We start from the raw sequence: 22,011 nt of genomic DNA, 5'->3' as shown, positions 1-22,011 counted from the left end.
CGGCGGGCGGCGGCGACGATATTCATGAATTTGCAGGCATTTCGGGGCTCGTACCGATGCACGGAGAGACACACGGCTAATGGCATCCCTCGACTCGGTCAGTATTGCCATTCTGCTCGGCTCGGTCCTCGTGATGGCGGGCATCCTCTCGAGCCTCCTGGCGCTGCGCTTCGGCGCCCCATTGCTGCTGGTCTTCCTTTTTGTCGGTATTCTCGCAGGCGACAGCGGTCCCGGCGGCATCCGCTTCGATGACGTGCAATCGACCTATCTGGTCGGCTCGGTGGCGCTGGCGCTGATCCTGTTCGACGGCGGCCTGAAGACCCGCTTCCAGAGCATCCGCGCCGTGCTGGCGCCATCGGCGGCGCTGGCCACCATCGGCGTGCTTCTCTCTGCGCTGATTACAGCACCCGTCGCCAAATACGCGCTCGGGATCGGCTGGCCCGAGGCGCTGCTGGTCGGCGCTGTCGTGGGCTCTACCGACGCGGCCGCCGTGTTCCTTCTGGTGCACAGCCAGGGTCTTCGTCTGCGTCCTCGCGTCGGCGCGACCCTTGAGGTGGAATCCGGGACCAACGATCCGTTTGCGATCTTCCTCACCTTGATGCTGGTGGAATTCCTGTCGGTCGGCCAAAGCTCGGCGGGACATATCGTGCTTCAACTCGCACGCGAGAGCGTGCTCGGTGTGCTTTTCGGAGCCATCGGCGGCTGGCTTGTCGTATTCGCGCTGAATCGCATCTCCCTGCCGCAGGGACTGCATGCGCCCTTTGTGACAACCGCAGCACTGGTGATTTTCGGCGTGTCCCAGATCTCGCACGCGTCGGGATTCCTCGCCGTCTATCTCGCCGGCATGATCATCGGAAATCGCCCGACCCGCGCGCACAATTCCGTCGTGGCATTTCTCGACGCCGCGACATGGCTGGCGCAGATCGTGATGTTCGTGCTGCTCGGTCTCCTGGTTTCACCCGAGCGAACCCTGGCGACCGTGCTGCCGGCTGTCGCGGTAGCACTGGTGCTGATGCTGGTGGCGCGGCCGGTCGCGGTGTTTCTTTGCCTCGCGCCGTTCCCGTTCAACTGGCGCGAAAGGACTTTCATCGCCTGGGTCGGCCTGCGCGGCGCGGTCGCGATCTTTCTGGCCTCGATCCCAATGCTGGTCGGGCTGCCGAACGCGCAGGTGTATTTCGACGTCGCCTTCGTGGTTGTCATTATTTCGCTGCTGCTGCAAGGCTGGACCCTCGCTGCGGCGGCGCGTCGCCTGCATGTGGCGTTGCCGCGGGCTGATCGCGGGCCCCGGCGCGTCGAACTCGATCTGCCGGGACAGCTCGAACAGCAGCTTGTGGGTTATCCGGTCCGCGCCAACAGCCTGTTTCTGAAGCGCGGGCTGATCCCGTCATGGTCGAAGCCGACGCTGGTGATCCGCGACGAGAAGATTCTGTCGCCGGTCGAAGCCGAGCCGGTGGTCAAGGGCGATTACCTCTATCTGCTCGCGCCGCCGGAGAAAGCCGAGGCGCTGGATCGCTTCTTTGTCGACATGCCGGTGGTGCCGGCGCCGGACCCGCATCTGCTCGGCGACTTCATGATGCCTGGCGACGTGACCCTCAAGGATGTTGCCGATATTTACGGCGTCACCATCGCCTCCAGCGACGCGCATCTGACACTGGCGGATTATTTCGACATTCATCTCGATCATGCGCCCCGCGTCGGCGCGACCTTGCCGCTCGATTCCATTGTACTGGTGGCGCGGAGCATCGGCGGCAACCGGGTGAACGTGGTCGGTCTGCGGCTGCCGGAGGATGAGGAGCCGCCGGCCCCTGAACTGAGCCGCACCGCTGCCGCCAGACGCAAGCTGTCGCGGATCGGGACCCGGCTGCTCGGGAGCTGAGCCTGTTTAAAGTGCGCGGGACGGCAGCAGCAACGGTCCGTCCGGCGTCTCGACGCGGTTCACCGAGATGCCGAAGATCTCCGCAATGCGATCAGGTGTCAGTGCAAGCTGCGGGGTATCGTTGGCGACGATGCGGCCCTCGTTCATGATGACCACGCGATCGGCGAACCGCATTGCCAAAGCGAGATCGTGAATGATCGCAAGCACGGCGGTGCCGCCATGGGCGATCCGCTGAAGCAGATCCATGACAATCAATTGGTGGCGCTCATCCAGCGAGGTCGTCGGCTCATCTGCGATCAAGACCGACGCTTCGGTGGCGAGGGCCCGCGCGATGGCGACGCGCGCCCGTTCCCCGCCTGACAGTGTCGTAATCAGCCGCGAAGAAAACTCGCCGACAGCGGTTGCCTCGATGGCGCGCTCGATGGCGATCCGATCCCTGATGGAGGTCTGCGAGAACGGATCGGCATGAGGTTCGCGTCCGAGCGCAACGATGCTGTCCACCCGCATCGGCCAGTGAAATTCATGTCCCTGCGGAAGATAGGAAATGGCACGCGCCCGTGCGCGAGGCTGCATACCGTGCAGGCTGACGCCGTCGAAGGCGATTGAACCCTCCGTTCTCATCACACCGGCCACGGCGCGCGCCAGTGTGGTTTTGCCCGCGCCGTTCGGTCCGGCGAGAATTGTGAATTCGCCGGCATTCAAAGTCAGATCGGCATTGTCCACGATCCGGCGTGACCCACGGGTGACCGTGATGCCGGAAGCGACGAGGCGCGGGGCAGCATTCGGTTTCATTGCGTGCTGTCCTCCAGCGCGCGGCGCTCATGGAAGATCATCGCCAGGAAGAACGGCACGCCGATCAGCGCCGTCACCACGCCGATCTTGATCTCGATCACGGCGGGGATCAGACGCACCGCGATATCCGCCGCCATCAGCAGCGCCGCGCCCGCCAGTGATGCCGGCAGCAGCACGCGCGCAGGTTCCGATCCATAGAACCGCCGCACCAGATGCGGCGCGACCAGCCCCACGAAGGAGATGGCGCCAGCGACCGAGACGGCGGCGCCGACGCCGAGCGCGACACCGATCACCACCAGCACGCGCGTGCGCTCGACATTGATGCCGAGCGAGGCCGCGGCGTCTTCACCGAGCGTGAGCGCGCGAAAGGCTGTCGCGTTATACGCCAGCACGAACCAGCTCACGATCATGAAGGGTGCGGCAAGCCAGACGTGCTCCATGCTGCGATCGCGCAGCGAGCCGAGCAGCCAGAATGCAATCTCAAGCGCGATATATGGATTGGGCGCGAGATTGAGGATCAGGGCTATGGCTGCGCCCGCCAGACTGGCGAGCGCGAGGCCCGCCAGCAGCGTCACTGTCAGCGAGGCGCGGCGTCCGGCAATGGCGACCAGTGCGCCGACCGAGAGCAGTGCGCCCGCGATGCCAGCCAGCGGCACCGCCAGCGACAGCGCGTTGGCCAGCCCGAAGGCCATGATCGCCGCTGCCGCAGCCGCTGCCGCCTGCGGCGCGCCGAACAGCGACGGTTCGGCGAGAGGATTGCGCAGCAGGCCCTGCAACGACGCACCGGCCAGCCCGAACGTGGCGCCGATCAGCATGGCCAGGAGAGTCCTCGGCAAACGAATGTCGCGGACGATAATCGACGCTACGCCCTGATCGGAAAACAATGATGCGATGACCGTACGCGGCGAAAAGGATGCAGGCCCGGTCATCAGCGACAGCACGAACAGCACCGCCACCAGAACGGCGAGCGTCGCGGTCAGCAGGGATCCCTGAATATCGCCTCGGCTATCGCTCTTCATTGTGTTCCGGCATATCTCCACGGCAGAAGGGCCGCTGACGCAATACGATTGGCGTGGCATAACAGGCTGTCATGATCAAGAAAACCATCTTCGCGGGCCTGCTTGTTTGGGTCGTTTTTGCGGCGTTCTGCGGCAGCGTGCAGGATGTGCGTGCGGAGGGCTCTCCGAAGCGCATTGTGTCCTTCAATCTCTGCGCCGATCAGTTGCTGCTCGCGCTGGCCGACCCCGCCCAGATCGCGGGATTATCGCCCTATGCTGTCAATCCGCTTCTGTCGGTCATGACGGACAAGGCCGCGGCGTTTCCCCGTCTGGATTGGGACGCGGAGTCGGTCGTGAATCTCAAGCCCGATCTTGTGCTGGGCGGACCCAGCCATCGCCCGATCCATGCCATGCTGAGCGCGATGGGCATTCGCGTGGTGGATGTCGAACTGATCCGCAATCTCGCCGATGCACGCCGCCAGGCCATCGAGGTCGGAAAGCTTGTCGGTCATCCCGAGCGTGGCGAGGCACTGGCGCGGCAAATCGAACAGGCCGAGGCGAGGCTGTCGGCAGTCGCGTTGAAGCCGCCGCTGACGGCGCTGGTGATTCAGCGCGAAGGATACCGGGAAGGTCCGGCCAGTCTGGCATCGGGCATGCTGTCGATCGCCGGATTGCGGCCACCGCAACGCGAATCGGCAGGAGCGGGCGGTTTCATGTCGGCGCAGCAGGGCGGCTTCGTATCACTTGAGCACCTGCTCACTGACGGACCCGACGTGCTGGTTTTGCAGGACCCGCCGCGCGAGGCGCAGGATCAGGGCGCGCTGTTCATCACCCATCCGGCGCTGCTGGCGCGGTATGGCGCGAACCGGCGGATCGATCTCCCCGAGCGCTATACGCTGTGCGGCGGACCGCCGCTATTGCAAGGGCTCGACTATCTGGCGACGGCGATCAAGACGCTGAAGTAACGACCTCAGACCGCCGCTGGCAGAACCTCGATACCGCCGCTCGCGGCGATCTTGCCGCGCTTCAGGATGACCACATTGGTCGCCAGCCGCCGCATCTCGCCGGCATCGTGGCTGACAAACACCATCGGCACGCTGGCTTCATCGCGCAGCCGGACGAAGTAGGGAAGGATCTCCGCTTTCCGCTCCTCGTCGAGCGAGCCGAGCGGTTCGTCGAGCAGCAGCAGGCGCGGTTTCGCGAGCAGGGCGCGGCCGAGCGCCACACGCTGGCGCTCACCGCCGGAGAGTTGGGCGGGGCGCCGATTAAGCAGGTGTCCGATGTCGAGAAGGTCGACGGTATGTTTTTCGGCGGCGGCATCCGGATCGAGCTGGTTCATGCGCCGCCCGTAATCGAGATTCTGCCGGACGCTGAGATGCGGAAACAGCCTTGCATCCTGAAAGACGTAACCGATCCGCCGCCGGTGCGGAGGAATGTGCAGGTGCAAAGCCGTATCGTCGAGCGTTTCCCCGTCGAGCACGATGCGGCCGCGATCGGGCGTCACCAGCCCGGCGATCATGTTGATGATCGAGGTCTTGCCGGCGCCGGAATTGCCGAACAGCCCGGTCACCAGCCCATCGCTTGTGAAGGATGTTTCAAGCCTGAAATCGCCAAGCTGCTTTTCAATGTCGACGAGCAGCATATCAATAACCGTGCAGCCGCGCCGTCGCGCGACGCGCAAGAATTTCAGACGCGATCAGTGCGGCCATGGCAATTGCGATCGATACGATCACAAGCCGCAGCGCAGCCGTATCGCCGTCCGGGGTCTGGGTCAGCGAATAGATCGCCGCCGAGATGGTTTGCGTTTCGCCGGGAATGTTGGAGACGAATGTAATCGTCGCGCCGAATTCGCCGATGGCTTTGGCGAAGCCGAGCACCATGCCGGCCAGGATTCCCGGCAACGCAAGCGGCAGTGTGACAGTCAGGAACACGCGCCAGGGCGCGGCGCCGAGCGTGCTGGCCGCCTGTTCGAGCTTGCGGTCCACCGCCTCGATGGACAGCCGTATGGGCCGTACCAGCAACGGAAACGACATCACGCCGCAGGCAAGCGCCGCGCCGGTCCAGCGGAATGCGAACACGATACCGAGTGTGTCGGCAAGCCACGCGCCGACCAGGCCTTTACGTCCGAAGGTCAGCAGCAGCAGATAGCCGGTGACGACAGGCGGCAGCACCAGCGGCAGATAGATCAGCGCATCAAGCGCCGCCTTGCCCCAGAAGTTCCGCCGCGCCAGAAGCCACGCCACGGCGATGCCGAGGGGCGTGGCGACAAGTGTCGCAACGGCGGCGACCCGCAATGAGAGCAGGATCGCCGTCCATTCTTCGGCGGAGATTTCGGACACAGCGGCTTGTTACGATGTCGGCTTGATCAGAAAGGTGAAGCCGTACTTCTCGAAGATCGACTTCGCCGCCGCCGAACGAAGGAACGCGAGATAAGGCGTTGCGTCAGGTTTTGCACTCGCAGTCGCAGCGACCGGATAGATGATCGCCGGATGCGAGTCCGCCGGGAAGGCGCCGATGATCTTCACGCCGGGTTCGACCTTGGCGTCGGTCTCATACACGATGCCGAGATTGGCTTCGCCGCGCGCCACCAATGCGAGTGCCGCGCGCACGCTCTCCGCCATGGCAAATTTTGGCTCGGCCGCCTGCCACGACCCGAGCTTCTCCAGCGCCGCCTTGGCGTATTTGCCGACCGGCACGGCCTTGACGTCGCCGGTGGCGATCCTGCCGTCGCCCGCGAGCTTGGCGAGATCGAAGCCCTGTCCGATCGTGACCGTCGTGAGCTTGGAATCGTTCGGAACGATCAGCACGATCTTGTTGCCGAGCAGATTGACGCGGCTCGGTTCGCTGATGGTCTTCTTTCCCGCGGAGTAATCCATCCAGTCGGTGTCGGCCGAGATGAAGATATCCGCCGGCGCGCCCTGCTCGAGCTGCTTGGCGAGCGCGGAGCTTGCAGCATAACTTGAGATCACTTTGACGCCGGTCTTGGCGGTGTAAGCGGCATTGGCTTCATCCAACGCATTCTTCATCGAGGCCGCGGCGAACACGGTCAGGGTCTTGCCCTGCACGGCCGCCGGTGGTGCGCCCGCCGGCTTCGCGTCCCGCGCATAAGCCATCGAGAACAGCGGCGCGCAGACAAGCGCGGTCACAACGAGAAAACGGGACATAAAGGTCATTGGGCGCTCCATAGCGGGACGCGCGCAATAGCGCGCGCAAGCCGGCTTTGATCAATTCATCTGACGACAAGCGGAAGCGCCGTTCCGGCAACCCCGGCAGCGCGCAGCATGCTGGAGCATCGTTCGCCCGGACAATATCAGGCGTGGTCGCTGCGTAAAGTCCCGGATCGCTACCCGGTTACGAACTCAGGCTATTTTGCGTCCGGGGCCTGAAGAACCTGCCGGCATTCGGACGGCAGGTTTGCGAGCGTGAGCGGCGGCTTCGGTTTGGGCGGCTTCGGCGGCGGCTTGGGATGCAGCACCGCGTCGCTGAACCAGTAGGCGAGGTCGCCTGCGCTGCAACCCTCACCGTCGGCCGGTGGCGTCTGTGCCTCGCAGTTGGCGCTGCCCGGAGGGCATTTCATGCGGATATGAAAATGGTAGTCGTGCCCGTACATCGGGCGCACTTTGGACAGCCAGCTCCGGTCGCCTTTCGCCTCCCGGCACAGCGCTTTCTTGATCGCGGCGTTGACAAAGATGCGCTCGACCTGCGGCTCCTGCGCAGCGGCGCGAATGACCGTAAGATGTGTCGGCGTCCAGGTGCTGGGATCGATATCGAGTCGATCTTTCCGCACCATCATGACGGCGGATGTTTCTTCGCGCTCCTCGCGGGAGAACTGACGGTTCGGCATCGGCGTCAGCCAGATGTCGGCATCGAGTCCGATCTGGTGGCTTGCGTGCCCGGTGAACATCGGCCCGCCGCGCGGCTGGGACATGTCGCCGACCAGAAGCCCCGGCCAGCCGGCCGTCTTCTGCGCTTTGATCGCCACGCGTTCGAGCAGGGCGATGAGATCGGGATGCCCCCAGTTTCGATTGCGCGACAGCCGCATGACTTGCCACGCCGATCCGTTGATCGGCAACGCGACCGCGCCCGCGATACATCCTTTGGCGTAAAAGCCGATGGCTTGCGGCGCGAGCGCAGCCGGCGCCAGCTTGCGGCCAAACAATTCCTTGGCGGCGATGTTGGGATCGTTGGGATTGGCCAGCGGCGGAAGCGGCTTGGGATTGACGCTGCCCTTGTCCTGCGCCTGTGCCGGACCTGTTACCACGAGAGCGGCCGACATCAGAGCGAGCGCGGCAATCATACGGAATCGCATCATGATTCTCTTATAGCGGAAGGCGGGCCCGGCGACGAGGAGGCGCGATTCTTAACCCGGCATTAGCCATGCCGGAGACTGACGCAAATTGATGCGCAATGCCACCCGCGCGGATATTCGTTGGGCAGATGGCGCATTGGAACCGAGGTATGACCGCGATCGCGGGCGAAAAGCGATTGCGCCCGCTGTAATGGGCGTTCTGTCCTGTCGTTTAAACCTGGATCACGCCTCGCAATTGAGCACCCTTGCAGACCGGTGCAGACGCGGCGTCCACTGAAAGTCGGCCAGCCCGCCAAAGGATACCAATTTTTCAGACACTTATAGCAAAACTGCTGCCCGCAGAATGCAAGGGATGCGGGGCAATGCCGATCAATCGGCCAAAACCAAAAAACAGGACCGGCAAGTCAGCGCTCACAAGGGGAAGATTATCGGTCCGCCGGCCCAAGGCCGCGCCGAAGCTGTCGCCCAAGGGTCGCAAGATCTCCGAGATCAGCGAGATCGTACGCAAGCGCGCGGAAGCCGAGGCGGCGATCGCTGATGCGGCGCGCTCCAACGCGCGTCTGCGCGAGGCGATCGATATTCTTCCGCAGGGCATCGTGTTTCTCGATGCCGAGGGGCGTTACATCCTCTGGAACAAGAAGTACGCAGAGATCTACAACAAGAGCGCCGACCTCTTTGAAGAGGGCGCGATGTTGCGTGATACCCTGAAGGAGGGCGTGGCGCGCGGCGACTATCCGGATGCGATCGGGCGCGAGGATGAATGGATCAACGAGCGGCTCGAGAAGCTTTATCATCCCGGTCATCGCCACGAACAAACTCTGTCCGACGGCCGCTGCATCCTGATCGAGGAGCGCCTCACCGGCGACGGCGGCGTGATCGGGCTGCGCGTCGACATCACCGAACTGAAACAGCGCGAAGCCTCGTTCCGTCTGCTGTTCGATGGCAATCCCGTGCCGATGATCGTTTGCGCACAGGACAGCGAGCGCATCATCAGCGTCAATGACGCCGCGGTCGCGCATTACGGCTACGCGCGCGAAGACTTCGAGAAGCTGAAGGTCTCGGACATTCAGGCCTTCGATCAGGCCTCACCCTGGACCGGCGAGCAGACCACCGAGGAACGCGCCGCGCGGACCTGGAAACACGTGAAGGCCGACGGCGCGCTGATCGACGTGGCGATCTATTCGCGCGCGCTGGTGTTCGAGGGGCAATCCGCGGTACTGCTGGCGCTGATGGACATCACCGAGCGCAAGCGCGCCGAGGCGCGGCTCGCCTTCATGGCGCAGCACGACGGCCTGACCGGACTGCCGAATCGCATGCTGCTGCGGCAGCGGCTGGATGAACTGCTGGCGCACACCCGCCGCAGCGGCGACAAGGTCGCGGTGCTGTTTCTCGATCTCGACAACTTCAAGGCCATCAACGACGCGCTGGGTCATGCGATCGGCGACAAGCTCCTGAAAGGCGTGACCAAGCGCCTGCGCTCCTCGCTGCGCGAGGAAGACGCGATCGCGCGCCTCGGCTCCGACGAATTCGCCATCGTTCAGGCCGGCGTGAACCGTCCCGAGGAAGTGGCATTCCTGGCGCGGCGCCTGATCGACGCCATCAGTGAGCCCTATCTGTTCGAGGGCCACACCATCATCAGCGGCGCCTGCATCGGCATCGCGATCGCGCCCGGCGACGGCGACGACGCCGAGAAGCTGCTCAAGAACGCCGACATGGCGCTGTCGCGCGCCAAGAGCGAAGGCCACGGCACATTCAGCTTCTTCGAGTCAGAAATGGATGCCCGTGCGCAATCGCGCCGCCGCATCGAAATCGATCTGCGCGCGGCGATCGAGAACAACGTTCTGCAGCCGCATTATCAGCCGCTGGTCGATCTCAAGACCGGGCGCATCACCGGCTTCGAGGCGCTGGTGCGCTGGCCCGATCCGGAGCGCGGCATGATTCCGCCGGTGGAGTTCATTCCGGTCGCGGAAGAAACCGGCCTCATCAACGCGGTTGGCGGGCTGATGCTGCGCCGTGCCTGCATGGACGCGGCGCGCTGGCCGGATGATGTCCGTGTCGCCGTCAACCTGTCGCCGCTGCAGTTCCGCGTCGGCAATCTTCTGTCGGTGGTGATGGATGCGCTGAAAACATCCGGCCTGTCGCCGAAGCGGCTTGAACTCGAAATCACCGAAACCCTGTTGCTGGAAAAAAGCGATCAGGTGCTGGCGACGCTGCATGCGCTGCGCGCGCTCGGCGTGCGGATTTCGATGGACGATTTCGGCACCGGATACTCGTCACTGAGCTATCTGCGCAGCTTCCCGTTCGACAAGATCAAGATCGACCGCTCGTTCGTGCGCGATCTCGGCTCCAATCAGGATGCGCAGGCCATCGTCCGCTCGATCATCTCGCTCGGCATGGGTCTTGGCGTGACCATCACCGCGGAAGGCGTCGAGACCGAATGCGAATTGGCCTGCCTGCGCGCGGAAGGCTGTCACGAGGGACAAGGCTTCCTGTTCAGCCGCGCCCGGCCGAATGTGGAGATCACCGCGCTGCTGCAGGCCCAGCGCAACGCGACTGCCAGCGCGCGCGTGGCATGACGCAGCCTGTCGGCACTTCCAATAAAAAACCCCGGTGCTGAGCCGGGGTTTTTCTTTGCGATGATCGATCGCAGAAAAATCACTTCTTCTTGGACTTCTTCTTTTTCTTCGCAGGCTTGGCCTTCGGCGCGGCTTTCACCTTCGAGACGTCGTCGATTTCGGCCTTGGCGACATGCTTCACGATCGACTTGATCGTGCTCTTGGCGGATGCCTTGTTGGAATAGCCTTCCGAGGCGAACATCTTCTCGCCGTTCGGCGCGCGGAAGCGAAAGCGGAATTCGCCGGATTTGTCCTTGTAGATTTCAAACTTGTAGGATGCTGCCATCACTGTCTCCGATGGTTGAAAATTCGAGTCATGCGCACCGTCGATGGACGGTTGCGAAGAGTCAAGCGCGGCTCGCGCTTTTCTCCCCATCGCGCACCCAACAGATTCGACTTGAACGGGCGATGAACGGTGAGTGGCGACCGCGCAAGCGGGAGTCATGCGCGGTGTCACAATTCGTCGCTCGCGCGATTATTCTCAGAGATTGCAACGAGCTATCGCGAGGAGAGATCGTGCGCTCGTCATTGCGAGGAGCGAAGCGACGAAGCAATCCATGTTTCCTTCAAAGGAGTGGATTGCTTCGCTCCGCTCGCAATGACGACAGAGCGAGAACGGCGCCTGAGACTTTCTGTCTTCACGACAGGGTGGTCTACCCGCGAAGGCACGCAGTGACATCCGCTTCACCTGAGGGCGCGGACGACCCGGTCCCGTTTTCATTTACTTTTGAAGAAGAAATGGAGCGCCGGGAGGCGCCAGGGGTGTGCGAGACCCCTCTTGACGAGCCTTTGCGAGAGGCTCGTCCGCGTGCCGTGACGAGAACGGATTGCGAGTCCGTCTCGCGAGGCGCGCGCGTCACAACATCGATGGGGTTGCGAAGCCCACCGCGCGGACGCTGCGCCTCCCGGCGCTCCACCATCCGCACCCCGACATGATGGGGGGCGGCTGCGGTGCTCATCCCTCCGCGTCATGAGCGCGGGAGGATGTGATAGGAATATAATCAGATAGAGGTCAAAGTCAAACATATTTGCGTGGCGCCGATGCAACTAACGAATTAGCACTAACTTACGCCCTGACCTGATTCGAGGTCGTCATGTCTTACGATGTTCGATCAATTTCAAATTACGTGCTCGACATTGCGGATCGAGAAGGCAGGACCGTATCGAATCTGAGCATGAACAAAGTCGTTTTCTTTTTGCATTCTTACTATTTATTGGAATTTAGAAAGCCGCTGGTCTCTGCAAAAATTGAGGCTTGGGAATACGGCCCAGTATTTCGTGAACTCTATCGCGAGTTCAAATCATTTGGCGACCAGCCGATTTTGGGGCGTGCACACCGAATCAATCCCGAATCAGGCGAGCGAGAAGTCTGCAGTTATGAATTATCTAACGAAGACAAGTCTTTCTTGGAGCCTGTTGCCAGTCGTTATGTAAGGTTGTCTGCAAGCACGCTCGTTACCATGTCGCATGTTCCGGGAGGGCCGTGGGATCAAGTGTGGAATCAAGGTACAAAGGGGCAAGCGTCAATGCGAATCTCCGATGAGATGATTCTGGCATGCCACCGGGCTGCTGCGAGGCATTAATGGCTAAAGACTACGCAAAGTTACTCAGGAAGTTGGATCGTCCACCCTCGGGACCCAACTGGGTTCGGTTCATTCACGATGATCCTATTCGAACCGCAAAAGCGATTCTCGCTTTTCTTTTTGGAATTCCGCCGTTCACTTATCAAGGGGCATACAGGGCTGCAAAAGATAGGATTGAGTGGGGGATCAGTGACGAAGCTGCTATCCAAGTCGCGCTTGCTAAATGTTCTCCCATTGGCAGGGCGCACAATGAAGCTTTGATCCGCGCTTTTTTGCGTTATGCGCGTGAGCGGAACTATGCGACCCAGAATCCTATTGGGTTCGAAAACGGGGCATTCAGAATTTCGAGAGGTGTCGTCGTTCCGGTCGCGCCGCTTTCGATCATTAGAGAACATAAGAAGTTTGTTCCGATCTTTATGTGCGGTTGGAGCGCCCTCGCATTAACGCTTCGGCAGCGCCGGCTTTTGATGACGGTCTATGAAGACTCGTTCCTTTCTCTGACGGACTATCAGCAGTCCCCAGCCGAGGTACTTTTCTTTCCTCGAATTGATGCCTCGTCTAAAGAGCGAGAATCGGAGGTTTGGCATCGAGGCGACTATGATTTGCTGAGCCAGCGTGAATTGGATGAGAGCGTAGAGATTTTCTTACTCGCCCGCGAAATCGTCAGAAATCAACTCACTACAGAAGCCGAAGCTCTTAGGACGAGAGCCCATAGGGACGGTTCGTCAGAAGACGGATCGTAGAACTTCAGCTATCCACCTTCAGCGCGGCAATGAAGGCTTCCTGCGGGATGTCGACCTTGCCGAACTGCCGCATCTTCTTCTTGCCTTCCTTCTGCTTCTCCAGAAGCTTGCGTTTGCGCGTGATGTCGCCGCCGTAGCACTTCGCGGTGACGTCCTTGCGCAGCGCGCGCACGGTCTCACGCGCGATCACCTTGCCGCCGATCGCCGCCTGGATCGGAATCTGGAACATGTGCGGCGGGATCAGCTCCTTCATTTTCTCGACCATGGCGCGGCCGCGGCCTTCGGCGCGGGTGCGATGGACCAGCATGGAGAGCGCGTCCACCGGCTCGTTGTTGACGAGGATCTGCATCTTCACGAGATCCGCCGGCTTGTAGTCGGTCAGGTGATAGTCGAACGAGGCATAGCCCTTCGAGACCGATTTCAGGCGATCGTAGAAATCGAACACCACTTCATTGAGCGGCAGTTCGTATTTCACCATGGCGCGGGCGCCGACGTAGGTCAGCTCCTTCTGGTTGCCGCGGCGCTCCTGACAGAGCTTGAGCACGCTGCCGAGATATTCATCTGGCGTGAGGATGGTGGCTTCGATCCACGGCTCCTCGATTTCCTTGATCTGCGTCACATCCGGCATGTCGATCGGATTGTGAATCTCGATCTCGGTGCCGTTGTTGAGGTGCATCTTGTAGATGACGCTGGGCGCCGTCGCGATCAGGTTGAGATTGAACTCGCGGGAGAGGCGCTCCTGAATGATTTCCAGATGCAGCAGGCCGAGGAAGCCGCAGCGGAAGCCGAAGCCCAATGCAGCGCTGGTCTCCATTTCGAACGAGAAGCTTGCGTCATTGAGCCGCAGCTTGCCCATGGCGGCGCGCAGCGTCTCGAAATCGTCGGCGTCGACCGGAAACAGGCCGCAGAACACCACCGGCACGGCGGGCTTGAAGCCCGGCAGCATTTCGGTGATCGGCTTGCGGTCGTCGGTGATGGTGTCGCCGACGCGGGTATCGGCAACTTCCTTGATCGCCGCGGTGATGAAACCGATCTCGCCGGGGCCGAGTTCGTCGACATTGACCATCTTCGGTGTGAAGTAGCCGACGCGCTCGACGTCGTAGGCGGCGCCCGTGCCCATCATGCGCACGCGCTGGCCCTTCTTCAGGACGCCGTCGACAACGCGGACCAGAACCACGACGCCGAGATAGACGTCGTACCAAGAGTCGACCAGCAGCGCCTTCAGCGTCGCGTCGCGGTCGCCCTTCGGCGGCGGCAGGCGGGTGACGATGGCTTCCAGCACGTCGGGAATGCCGAGGCCGGTCTTCGCCGAGATCATCACCGCTTCGGAAGCGTCGATGCCGATCACGTCCTCGATCTGCTGCTTGACCTGTTCGGGCTCGGCGGCGGGAAGGTCGACCTTGTTCAGCACCGGCACGATTTCGAGATTGGCGTCGAGCGCGTGATAGACGTTGGCAAGCGTCTGCGCTTCGACGCCCTGCGAGGCGTCGACCACCAGCAGCGCGCCTTCGCATGCCGCCAGCGAGCGCGAGACCTCATAGGCGAAGTCGACGTGGCCGGGCGTGTCCATCAGGTTGAAGATGTAGGTTTTGCCGTCCTTGGCCTTGTAGTTGAGGCGGACGGTCTGCGCCTTGATGGTGATGCCGCGCTCGCGCTCGATGTCCATGGAATCGAGCACCTGCTCCTTCATCTCGCGCGCCTCCAGTCCGCCGGTGGTCTGGATCAGCCGGTCGGCGAGGGTGGACTTGCCATGGTCGATATGGGCGACGATGGAGAAGTTGCGGACGTTGGAAATAGGGCTCGTTGTCATGGGCGCGGGATAGCATCCGGGCTGCAAAGCGGCAACAAAATTGGGCTGTTCCGCGGCGTACTTCCGCAGAAATCGCAATGATTTGCTGTTGCCGTCGCGGGCTTGGCGCTGCTAGCAAACACCAGCAATCACAGCCGACACGGGTCACTGGAATGTCCGATGCTTCTTCGACCGAGATAGGCCGCCGAACCGGAAAAAATCCCGGCCCGCGCACCGGACTGCGATCCCGCCAGAAGGCACGGTTGCGCCATGTGCCGGTCACGCGCCGCGTGGCGGCCTGGATCGCGGCCGCCGCCCACGATCCGGCGACCTCGCTCAAGTTCGTCATCGGCTTCGCGGTGGCCCATGCGCTGCTCTGGACCATCATCCTCACCGCCCTGAAGGCCGCGCAGGACGTCCACATGGATGTCGCCGAGGCGTATGCCTGGGGCCAGAAATTCCTGCTCGGCTACGGCAAGCATCCGCCGCTGGCGGGATGGATCGCGGGCGTCTGGTTCCGGATTTTCCCCGTCACCGACTGGGCGACCTATGCGCTGGCGATGACGGTGACCGGCATCGGTCTTGTACTCTGCTGGCTGATCGCGGTGCGCGTGGTCGATCATCGCCGCGCGATGTTCACGGTGGCGATGCTGGCGCTCTATCCGATCTTCACCTTCAAGGGCTTCAAGTACAATCCGGACCTGTTGCAGCTCGTGACGCTGCCGCTGTTCGTGCTGGCCTATCTCGAGGCGTTCCAGAAGCGCACGGTGATGTCGGGCATCTGGCTCGGACTCGCCGCCGCGCTGGCGCTGATGACCAAATACTGGGTGCTGACCATGATCGGCGCCGCCGGTCTGGCGGCGCTGATTCATCCGGACCGGATGCGCTTCTTGCGCTCGCCGGCGCCGTGGGTGGCATTCGCCGCGTGCTTCGTGGGCATGCTGCCGCATCTGTGGTGGCTGAAGCAGGTGGATTTTGCGCCGCTGATCTACGCCGACGATGTCTATAGCGGGCGTACATTCGGCACCACGCTGCGGCTGGCGTCGATCTATCTGGTGCACAATCTCGGCCTGCTGCTGCTGCCGGTGGCGTTCGCCGCCATCGCGCTGGCGTGGAAGCTGCAATGGTGGAAATCGATCCGCACCAAGGGCGTCTTTCGCGAGTTCGCCGATTCAGCGGTTCGCCCGTGGATGCGGGGGCCCAATTCCGGCGTGTACCTGACGCAGGCGCGCAACATCTGGATCATCCAGATCATCGTCGCCCTGGTGCCGCCGGTCGCCGCCGTGGTGTTCGGCATCTACATGAAGACCGACTGGGGGATTTCGCTGTTCTTCCTGGTGCCGCTGGCGCTGGTCGCGCTGCCTGCGCTGCGCGTCACGCAGATGGCGCTGATCCGGCTGATGCTGATGTGGCTGTCGTTCACCCTCGTCATGCTGCTGATCTCGCCGATCATCGCGGCGCAGACCGTGCGGCGCGATGGCGATGCTGGCGTTCCGTTCGCGCCGAAATCCGAGTTCGCGCTGCAACTGACCGAGGCGTGGCGCGCGCGCTTCAACAAACGCTGGGCCGTGGTTGCGGGCACCACTGAAATCGGCGAGCCGCTGACATTCTACAGCCCCGACCATCCGGCGCCGCTGACGCCGCGCGAGGTCTGGGGCTCGGGCCTCACCAGTCTCGACGCGGCAAAGCGGCTCGGCTTCATCGGCATCTGCGACACCAAGGATCTCGAGCTTCACAAGTGCGAGGCATGGATGGCCGAGAACGCACCGAACGCGGAGCGCGTCGATCTTACCTCACGGCGCTATTTCCACGGCAAGGCGGGTCCGGCGGTGAAATGGAAGATCTGGATCGTGGCTCCGGAACGGCCGGACGAAGAGGACGATCAGTAGATCGCCAATCTGATTCCGTCATTGCGAGGAGCCATTAGCGCGTTTACGCGCGCCTTCGACGCGCTATGGCGACGAAGCAATCCAGTTTTCTTGAAAGATGGATTGCTTCGCGAAGCCTGTCATCGGGCCGGTGAAGCCGGACCCGTTGGCTCGCAATGACGAAGAAGTGCGAGAGCTAGCCTGCTTCTTCCTCGCCGAACTTGTTGGCGAGCAGTTCGGTGATGGCGTTCATCGCGGCCTCGGCTTCGCGGCCCTTGGCGGCGACGGTGATCGTGGTGCCGATCCCGGCCGAGAGCATCATCAGGCCCATGATCGAGGTGCCGCCGACGCTTTCGCCGTTGCGCGTCACGGTCAGCTCGGCGTCGAACTTTTCCGCCGTCTGGACGAATTTCGCTGAAGCGCGCGCGTGAAGGCCGCGCTTGTTAATGATGGGAAGTTCTCGGACGATAACGCCGGCAGACGAGGACGTATGCTCCGGCGCGGTGCTCATTTCCCGGCGAGCACTCTGCTGGCGATCGTCACGTACTTGCGGCCGGCTTCCTGAGCGGCGGCGATCGCGTCGGGCAGCGGCTTGTCGTCGCGCACCTTGGCGAGCTTGACCAGCATCGGCAAGTTGATGCCGGCCAGCACTTCGACCTTCGGACGGCTCATACAGGAGATCGCGAGGTTCGACGGCGTGCCGCCGAACATGTCGGTGAGAATCGCAACGCCATCGCCGCTGTCCACGCGCTTGACGGCTTCGATAATATCGCTGCGACACAGATCGGCATCGTCTTCGGCGCCAATCGTGATCGCTTCGATTTGTTTTTGCGGACCCATCACGTGCTCAAGCGCGGCCTTGAACTCGTCGGCAAGACGCCCGTGGGTCACCAGTACTAGACCAATCATTCAGAACTCCTCGCGGGCGCTTTGATGCACCGCACGAAAGGGCCACATGTTGACCATCCAGAGCCCCGGCGCAAGGGGGGATCTTGCCGCGTACCCCCTTAAAAAGGGTGTCCGCGCTGGCCGTCGTCAGTGGCGAGGGTAAGGCTTATATGGCGACCAAAGGGGTGCCAGCAATCAGCAGAAGGTCGCGAGTTCGCTTTTGAAACCTTAAACTGTCGTAAGGAACGCCACCACCAGGGGGAGGGCGCTATACCCTCCCGCCACCGGGATTCGCGCGATTTCCAGCCCGGAAACCCGTGTTTTCAGGGCTTCCGGCGGCGGCAGGCGCTCGGCGTCGGCGGCGTCGAGATCCACCACCAGCCCGACGCGGCCTTCGGCCGCAAAGCCGATGGTCCTGATCCCGAGGCCGCGGATTTCGATCATTCCAGCCAGTTCCGGCACACCGCGGACAATCAATTGGCCGCCGTGGTCCGTCAGGCGAACCCGGTCATCGCCGATCAGGGTGGTAAGGGGCAGCTGTCCCGCGCGCCCGGCCAGAATCAGATCGAACGCCAGCCGGGACTTGCCGGAGCCTGAGGGTCCGCGAATCAGGACGGCGCGGTCGCCGACCAGCACCGCGGAGGCATGGATGCTTGCATCGGCGCCCGTCGTCATATGGCGGGCAGCCGGACCGTGAAGCGGGCGCCGGCAATGCGGGCATCGCCTTCGGCATCGAGCGGACCGGCGCGGTTTTCCGCCCAGATGCGTCCGCCATGGGCTTCCACGATCTGTTTGGAGATCGACAGCCCGAGGCCGGAGTTCTGGCCGAAGCCCTGATGCGGCCGGTCGGTGTAGAAGCGCTCGAAGATTTTCTCGAGCGCGCCGGGCCGGATGCCGGTGCCGTCATCGTCGATCACGATCTCGATCTCGGATTTGAGGCGGCGGCAGACGATGCGGACCTTGCTGCCCGGACGCGAGAACGATTGCGCGTTGCTCAGGAGATTCGAAATCACCTGACCGAGCCGCGAGTCGTGTCCCGGCACCGAGAAGCTGTCGGTGGGCTTGCCCTCGAAGCGCGCTTCGACGGTGACCTCGGTGCCGTGCTGGGTTTCGTTGGCGACCGAGACCAGCGTGTTGAGCAGACGGCGCATATCGACCGGCTCGACATCCTGCCGCTGCAACTCGGCATCGAGACGGCTGGCGTCGGAAATGTCGGAGATCAGGCGGTCGAGCCTGCGCACATCGTGTTCGATCACAGCCAAGAGCCGCGAACGGCTGTCGTCGGATCGCGCCAGCGGCAGCGTCTCGACTGCCGAGCGCATCGATGTCAGTGGGTTCTTCAGTTCGTGCGCGACATCAGCGGCGAAGCGCTCGATGCCCTCGATGCGGTTGTAGAGCGCATCGGTCATGTCGCGCAGTGCGCGCGACAGATGGCCGATCTCGTCGCCGCGCGAGGTGAAGTCCGGAATCTCGACGCGGGTCTTGATGCGGCGGCGGACGCGCTCGGCGCTGTCGGCGAGACGGCGCATCGGACCGGCAATGGTCGAGGCGAGCAGCAGCGACAGCAGGATCATCACGCCTGCCGCGATGCCGAACACCTTGAGGATGGCGAGGCGCTCTGCGGTCACGAGCTGGTCGATGTCGTCGCCCTGGGTCGAGAGCATCAGCGCGCCGTGGACCGCGCGGAAACGCTGCACCGGCACCGACACCGAGACGATCACTTCGCCGCGGTCGTTGATTCGCACCATGCTGCCCTTGCGGCCGTCGAGCGCCTGCTGGACTTCCTGATAGCCGTTGCCGTTTTCCGGTCCGAGTTCGCGGTACAGCGGCAGGTCGCCGCGGTTGAGCCAGGTGCGGATCGCGATCATGGTCTTTTCGGCGAAGCCCGGCTTTTCGGCATTCGGCGGCGCCAGTTCGAAGCGCATGACGTCGCCTCGGCCGTAAAGGTTGCGGCTGTCGAGCACCAGCACGCCGTCGCGATCATAAATGCGGGCGCGGGTCTTGGTCGGCGAAATCAGCCGCCGCAGCACCGGCGCGACACGCTCGGGGTTGATCGGGAAATCGATGTTGCTCAGCGTTTCGTCGCTCGGGCCGTAGGTCTCGCCGGGCTTCAGATCCAGCAGACGTTCCGGGTCGACGGTGATGGCGTTGGTCTCGACCGTGGCCGAGGCGGCTATCGCGCCCGAGATGATTTCGGCCTGCACAAGGAGACTCTGCGCGCGCGCGTCGATCAGGCCGGCGCGGAATTGCGACAGATAGAGGATGCCGGCCAGCATCGCGCACAGGCCGATCAGGTTGAGCGAGACGATGCGGCGGGTGAGGCTCGAGAAGGTCAGCGCCGCGAAATAGCGCCCGGCGCGCTTGATCAGATCGAGCGGGCTGCGCCAGCCGCGGCTCGTCGTCTCGGCCGCCGATTCGGCAGGCGCGTCGACGACCGGAGCAAGCGGCGGAGCACCGGCTTCGTCATCGTCGTCGCGGTCATGCTGCGTTCGATCAAGCAATGGCTAGACGCCCGATTGTTCGGTTCGAGATCGGCCAATTATAGCAATCAACCGGCATGCGAGCGACCCGTCACACGGCGCGGTCGCCGGATCAGTTCCGTCCGTGGCGCATGCCGGAACGATCAGGTTTCCTTGAAGCGATAGCCGACGCCGTACAGGGTTTCGATCATCTCGAAATCGTCGTCGGCGGCCTTGAACTTCTTGCGCAGGCGCTTGATGTGGCTGTCGATGGTGCGGTCGTCGACATAGACCTGATCGTCATAGGCCGCATCCATGAGCGCGTTGCGGCTCTTCACCACACCGGGCCGCGTCGCCAGCGCCTGAAGAATCAGGAATTCGGTGACGGTGAGCGTCACCGGTTCATTCTTCCAGGTGCAGGTGTGGCGTTCGGGGTCCATGCGCAGCAGCCCGCGCTCGAGCGCCTTGGCGTCCATTTCCTTCGGCGCGGCGGCGGCGTCTTTCGGCACCGCGCGGCGCAGCACCGCCTTGACGCGCTCGACCAGCAGGCGCTGGGAGAACGGTTTGCGGATGAAATCGTCGGCGCCCATCTTGAGGCCGAACAGCTCGTCGATTTCCTCGTCCTTGGAGGTGAGGAAAATCACCGGCAGGTCCGACTTCTGGCGCAGCCGGCGCAGCGTTTCCATGCCGTCCATGCGCGGCATCTTGATGTCGAGGATGGCAAGGTCCGGCGGGCTTGTCTTGAAGCCGTCGAGCGCCGATGCGCCATCGGTATAGGTCATGATCCGGTAGCCTTCGGCTTCCAGCGCGATCGAGACCGACGTGAGAATGTTGCGGTCGTCATCGACCAGGGCGATTGTGGGCATGGACCTGCTTTCCAAATCGATAGTTTCGGGCGTGGCGACTGTTTACTGACCGGACAAGACCGGACGCCGTGAAATAAGGCGTTCGCTTGGGTGCCAACGAGCAATGCAAGCTGGGCTGAAATGTGACCGAGTTCCCAGCGCGCACGAATTGCGAACCGTGAGCCCCTATATAAACTTGGAACCCACCGAAATAACCCCTTATCGCCGGAAAAAAGCCCCGTTAACCAATGAATTCAGGCCATCCATGGACCCCTCCGTACACGTCAAACCGGCCCGTCTGACCCGTTCGCTGCTCGGCCGCAGCCGTCAGGGGGCGCTGGCGACGTTGATGCCCGGGAGCGGCGATCCCTATTGCTCGCTGGTCAATGTCGCATCAATGCCGGACGGGTCTCCGGTCCTGCTGATCTCGCGGCTTGCGATCCACACCATGAATATTCTGAACGATCCGCGGGTTTCGCTGATGCTGGACGAACGCGTGCCCGGCGATCCCCTGGAGGGCGCACGCATCATGCTCGCCGGGGTCGCCGAGGAAGTGCAGGGCGACGACGCTGAGCTGGCACGGTGGCGCTATCTCGCGGCTCATCCCTCGGCTGAGGATTTCGTCGGCTTCAAGGACTTTTCGTTTTTCCGCATTGTGCCTAAGGACGTGCATCTGGTGGCGGGCTTCGGCCGCATCGTCGATATCGCACCGAAGGATTTCCTGACCGATCTCACCGGTGCCGAGGCCATGCTCGAAGCTGAGCCGGACATCGTCGCGCACCTGAATGCCGATCACGCCGACACGATGAATCTCTATGCAACGAAGCTGCTTGATGCCGGCGCGGGCGCATGGCGCTGCACCGGCTGCGATCCCGAGGGCCTCGACATGCAGGATGACCGGCGCACCCTCCGGCTCGATTTCCCGCAGCGGATCACCACGCCAGGCGCGCTGCGGCAAATGCTGAAGGTGTTGGCCGACCGGGCGCGGGCAGGCGTGTAACGAGCGGCCTGCTCGCGCGGTCTGGCGCAGTTATTTACGGATGTACCGCGATGGCGGAAATCTCCACCTTCGCATCCAGCGGCAGCCGCGCGACCTCCGGCGCGCAGGGATGGGAACAAGGTCGCCCTCCAGCGGCATCGCGCCGCGCCGTCTGCGCTCTGCCGCACTGCGGCAGGCTCGCGGAATACCTGTCCCGCCGCGTCACGCCCCTCGCAAGCCCGTGAAATTCAACCTGTTTTCGGCAGG

At 62.9% G+C, this 22,011-nt stretch carries 19 protein-coding genes and 1 pseudogene; 7 read left to right on the top strand and 13 right to left on the bottom strand.

The genetic code is table 11. The annotated features are described in order from the left end of the window. Positions 1–79: 79 nt before the first annotated feature. Entirely contained in the window at positions 80–1,876 is a 1,797-nt protein-coding gene (locus AC1Q67_RS08645; RefSeq protein ID WP_492234444.1) for a potassium/proton antiporter, read from the top strand. A 6-nt stretch (positions 1,877–1,882) separates the two neighbouring features. Here the strand turns inward: AC1Q67_RS08645 and AC1Q67_RS08640 are convergent, their stop codons facing one another. Together AC1Q67_RS08640 and AC1Q67_RS08635 are read right to left on the bottom strand one after the other, a co-directional pair. Next, a complete protein-coding gene (locus AC1Q67_RS08640; RefSeq protein ID WP_492234445.1) occupies positions 1,883–2,668 on the bottom strand; it encodes an ABC transporter ATP-binding protein in 786 nt (261 codons plus the stop codon). Next, positions 2,665–3,687: a FecCD family ABC transporter permease gene (locus AC1Q67_RS08635; protein WP_492234446.1), complete on the bottom strand. Its 1,023-nt coding sequence runs from the start codon at positions 3,685–3,687 to the stop codon at positions 2,665–2,667. The genes AC1Q67_RS08640 and AC1Q67_RS08635 overlap by 4 nt, the downstream gene beginning before the upstream one ends. Positions 3,688–3,758: 71 nt before the next feature. Between AC1Q67_RS08635 and AC1Q67_RS08630 the strand changes: the two genes are divergently transcribed. Continuing rightward, on the top strand, positions 3,759–4,631 hold the full coding sequence (locus AC1Q67_RS08630; RefSeq protein ID WP_492234447.1) for an ABC transporter substrate-binding protein: 873 nt from the start codon (positions 3,759–3,761) through the stop codon (positions 4,629–4,631). Positions 4,632–4,636: 5 nt separating this feature from the next. Here the strand turns inward: AC1Q67_RS08630 and modC are convergent, their stop codons facing one another. From modC to mepA, 4 genes are all read right to left on the bottom strand, one after another. Further along, positions 4,637–5,308, bottom strand: coding sequence for a molybdenum ABC transporter ATP-binding protein (gene modC / locus AC1Q67_RS08625; RefSeq protein WP_492234448.1), 672 nt, complete (start codon positions 5,306–5,308; stop codon positions 4,637–4,639). Between the two features lies 1 nt (position 5,309). Next, a complete protein-coding gene (gene modB, locus AC1Q67_RS08620; protein ID WP_492234449.1) occupies positions 5,310–6,005 on the bottom strand; it encodes a molybdate ABC transporter permease subunit in 696 nt (231 codons plus the stop codon). Between the two features lie 9 nt (positions 6,006–6,014). Continuing rightward, the gene (gene modA / locus AC1Q67_RS08615; RefSeq protein ID WP_492234450.1) at positions 6,015–6,839 is read right to left on the bottom strand and encodes a molybdate ABC transporter substrate-binding protein; all 825 of its coding nucleotides are present in this window, start codon (positions 6,837–6,839) and stop codon (positions 6,015–6,017) included. 191 nt (positions 6,840–7,030) lie between these two features. After that, entirely contained in the window at positions 7,031–7,975 is a 945-nt protein-coding gene (gene mepA / locus AC1Q67_RS08610) for a penicillin-insensitive murein endopeptidase (protein WP_492235685.1), read from the bottom strand. A 362-nt stretch (positions 7,976–8,337) separates the two neighbouring features. On the opposite strand from mepA, the gene AC1Q67_RS08605 reads away from it, so the two are divergent. Beyond that, positions 8,338–10,551, top strand: coding sequence for a putative bifunctional diguanylate cyclase/phosphodiesterase (locus AC1Q67_RS08605; protein ID WP_492234451.1), 2,214 nt, complete (start codon positions 8,338–8,340; stop codon positions 10,549–10,551). Positions 10,552–10,681: 130 nt separating this feature from the next. On the opposite strand, the pseudogene AC1Q67_RS08600 reads toward AC1Q67_RS08605, so the two are convergent. Continuing rightward, positions 10,682–10,876: pseudogene (locus tag AC1Q67_RS08600) on the bottom strand (YegP family protein); the annotation flags it as partial. A gap of 808 nt (positions 10,877–11,684) precedes the next feature. Between AC1Q67_RS08600 and AC1Q67_RS08595 the strand changes: the two are divergent. Further along, positions 11,685–12,173, top strand: a complete 489-nt coding sequence (locus AC1Q67_RS08595) for a Panacea domain-containing protein (RefSeq protein ID WP_492234452.1) — start codon at positions 11,685–11,687, stop codon at positions 12,171–12,173. Continuing rightward, positions 12,173–12,916 (top strand): hypothetical protein, encoded by a 744-nt coding sequence (locus AC1Q67_RS08590; protein WP_492234453.1) that lies wholly within the window; start codon positions 12,173–12,175, stop codon positions 12,914–12,916. The genes AC1Q67_RS08595 and AC1Q67_RS08590 overlap by 1 nt, the downstream gene beginning before the upstream one ends. Before the next feature lie 4 nt (positions 12,917–12,920). Here the strand turns inward: AC1Q67_RS08590 and lepA are convergent, their stop codons facing one another. Continuing rightward, positions 12,921–14,726, bottom strand: a complete 1,806-nt coding sequence (lepA, locus tag AC1Q67_RS08585) for a translation elongation factor 4 (protein ID WP_492234454.1) — start codon at positions 14,724–14,726, stop codon at positions 12,921–12,923. A gap of 152 nt (positions 14,727–14,878) precedes the next feature. Here lepA and AC1Q67_RS08580 point away from each other — a divergent pair, with 152 nt between their 5' ends. After that, on the top strand, positions 14,879–16,594 hold the full coding sequence (locus AC1Q67_RS08580) for a glycosyltransferase family 39 protein (protein WP_492234455.1): 1,716 nt from the start codon (positions 14,879–14,881) through the stop codon (positions 16,592–16,594). Positions 16,595–16,769: 175 nt separating this feature from the next. Here the strand turns inward: AC1Q67_RS08580 and AC1Q67_RS08575 are convergent, their stop codons facing one another. From AC1Q67_RS08575 to AC1Q67_RS08555, 5 genes are all read right to left on the bottom strand, one after another. Next, positions 16,770–17,084, bottom strand: coding sequence for an HPr family phosphocarrier protein (locus tag AC1Q67_RS08575; protein WP_024574475.1), 315 nt, complete (start codon positions 17,082–17,084; stop codon positions 16,770–16,772). Then, positions 17,081–17,482 carry a PTS sugar transporter subunit IIA gene (locus tag AC1Q67_RS08570; protein ID WP_002713595.1) on the bottom strand — a complete coding sequence of 134 codons (402 nt, stop codon included), beginning with the start codon at positions 17,480–17,482 and terminating at the stop codon, positions 17,081–17,083. Before AC1Q67_RS08570 ends, AC1Q67_RS08575 begins: the two co-directional genes overlap by 4 nt. A gap of 207 nt (positions 17,483–17,689) precedes the next feature. Beyond that, positions 17,690–18,136, bottom strand: a complete 447-nt coding sequence (locus AC1Q67_RS08565) for an HPr kinase/phosphorylase (protein WP_492234456.1) — start codon at positions 18,134–18,136, stop codon at positions 17,690–17,692. Beyond that, on the bottom strand, positions 18,133–19,962 hold the full coding sequence (locus AC1Q67_RS08560) for a stimulus-sensing domain-containing protein (protein ID WP_492234457.1): 1,830 nt from the start codon (positions 19,960–19,962) through the stop codon (positions 18,133–18,135). The genes AC1Q67_RS08565 and AC1Q67_RS08560 overlap by 4 nt, the downstream gene beginning before the upstream one ends. 122 nt (positions 19,963–20,084) lie before the next feature. Continuing rightward, on the bottom strand, positions 20,085–20,786 hold the full coding sequence (locus tag AC1Q67_RS08555) for a response regulator transcription factor (RefSeq protein WP_024574472.1): 702 nt from the start codon (positions 20,784–20,786) through the stop codon (positions 20,085–20,087). A 244-nt stretch (positions 20,787–21,030) separates the two neighbouring features. Between AC1Q67_RS08555 and AC1Q67_RS08550 the strand changes: the two genes are divergently transcribed. After that, entirely contained in the window at positions 21,031–21,765 is a 735-nt protein-coding gene (locus AC1Q67_RS08550; RefSeq protein ID WP_492234458.1) for a HugZ family pyridoxamine 5'-phosphate oxidase, read from the top strand. The last annotated feature ends 246 nt before the right edge of the window (positions 21,766–22,011 follow it).

This window comes from Afipia sp. GW823-FHT06G09 (assembly GCF_058794875.1).
This window is presented reverse-complemented; position numbering and strand designations above follow the sequence as displayed.

Excerpts from the sequence above, each read along its gene's own strand:
- AC1Q67_RS08645 (WP_492234444.1), top strand. The coding sequence starts at position 80 with ATGGCATCCCTCGACTCGGTCAGTATTGCCATTCTGCTCGGCTCGGTC.
- AC1Q67_RS08640 (WP_492234445.1), bottom strand. The coding sequence starts at position 2,668 with ATGAAACCGAATGCTGCCCCGCGCCTCGTCGCTTCCGGCATCACGGTC.
- AC1Q67_RS08635 (WP_492234446.1), bottom strand. The coding sequence starts at position 3,687 with ATGAAGAGCGATAGCCGAGGCGATATTCAGGGATCCCTGCTGACCGCG.
- AC1Q67_RS08630 (WP_492234447.1), top strand. The coding sequence starts at position 3,759 with ATGATCAAGAAAACCATCTTCGCGGGCCTGCTTGTTTGGGTCGTTTTT.
- modC (WP_492234448.1), bottom strand. The coding sequence starts at position 5,308 with ATGCTGCTCGTCGACATTGAAAAGCAGCTTGGCGATTTCAGGCTTGAA.
- modA (WP_492234450.1), bottom strand. The coding sequence starts at position 6,839 with ATGACCTTTATGTCCCGTTTTCTCGTTGTGACCGCGCTTGTCTGCGCG.
- mepA (WP_492235685.1), bottom strand. The coding sequence starts at position 7,975 with ATGCGATTCCGTATGATTGCCGCGCTCGCTCTGATGTCGGCCGCTCTC.
- AC1Q67_RS08605 (WP_492234451.1), top strand. The coding sequence starts at position 8,338 with ATGCCGATCAATCGGCCAAAACCAAAAAACAGGACCGGCAAGTCAGCG.
- AC1Q67_RS08595 (WP_492234452.1), top strand. The coding sequence starts at position 11,685 with ATGTCTTACGATGTTCGATCAATTTCAAATTACGTGCTCGACATTGCG.
- AC1Q67_RS08590 (WP_492234453.1), top strand. The coding sequence starts at position 12,173 with ATGGCTAAAGACTACGCAAAGTTACTCAGGAAGTTGGATCGTCCACCC.
- lepA (WP_492234454.1), bottom strand. The coding sequence starts at position 14,726 with ATGACAACGAGCCCTATTTCCAACGTCCGCAACTTCTCCATCGTCGCC.
- AC1Q67_RS08580 (WP_492234455.1), top strand. The coding sequence starts at position 14,879 with ATGTCCGATGCTTCTTCGACCGAGATAGGCCGCCGAACCGGAAAAAAT.
- AC1Q67_RS08575 (WP_024574475.1), bottom strand. The coding sequence starts at position 17,084 with ATGAGCACCGCGCCGGAGCATACGTCCTCGTCTGCCGGCGTTATCGTC.
- AC1Q67_RS08570 (WP_002713595.1), bottom strand. The coding sequence starts at position 17,482 with ATGATTGGTCTAGTACTGGTGACCCACGGGCGTCTTGCCGACGAGTTC.
- AC1Q67_RS08565 (WP_492234456.1), bottom strand. The coding sequence starts at position 18,136 with ATGACGACGGGCGCCGATGCAAGCATCCATGCCTCCGCGGTGCTGGTC.
- AC1Q67_RS08555 (WP_024574472.1), bottom strand. The coding sequence starts at position 20,786 with ATGCCCACAATCGCCCTGGTCGATGACGACCGCAACATTCTCACGTCG.
- AC1Q67_RS08550 (WP_492234458.1), top strand. The coding sequence starts at position 21,031 with ATGGACCCCTCCGTACACGTCAAACCGGCCCGTCTGACCCGTTCGCTG.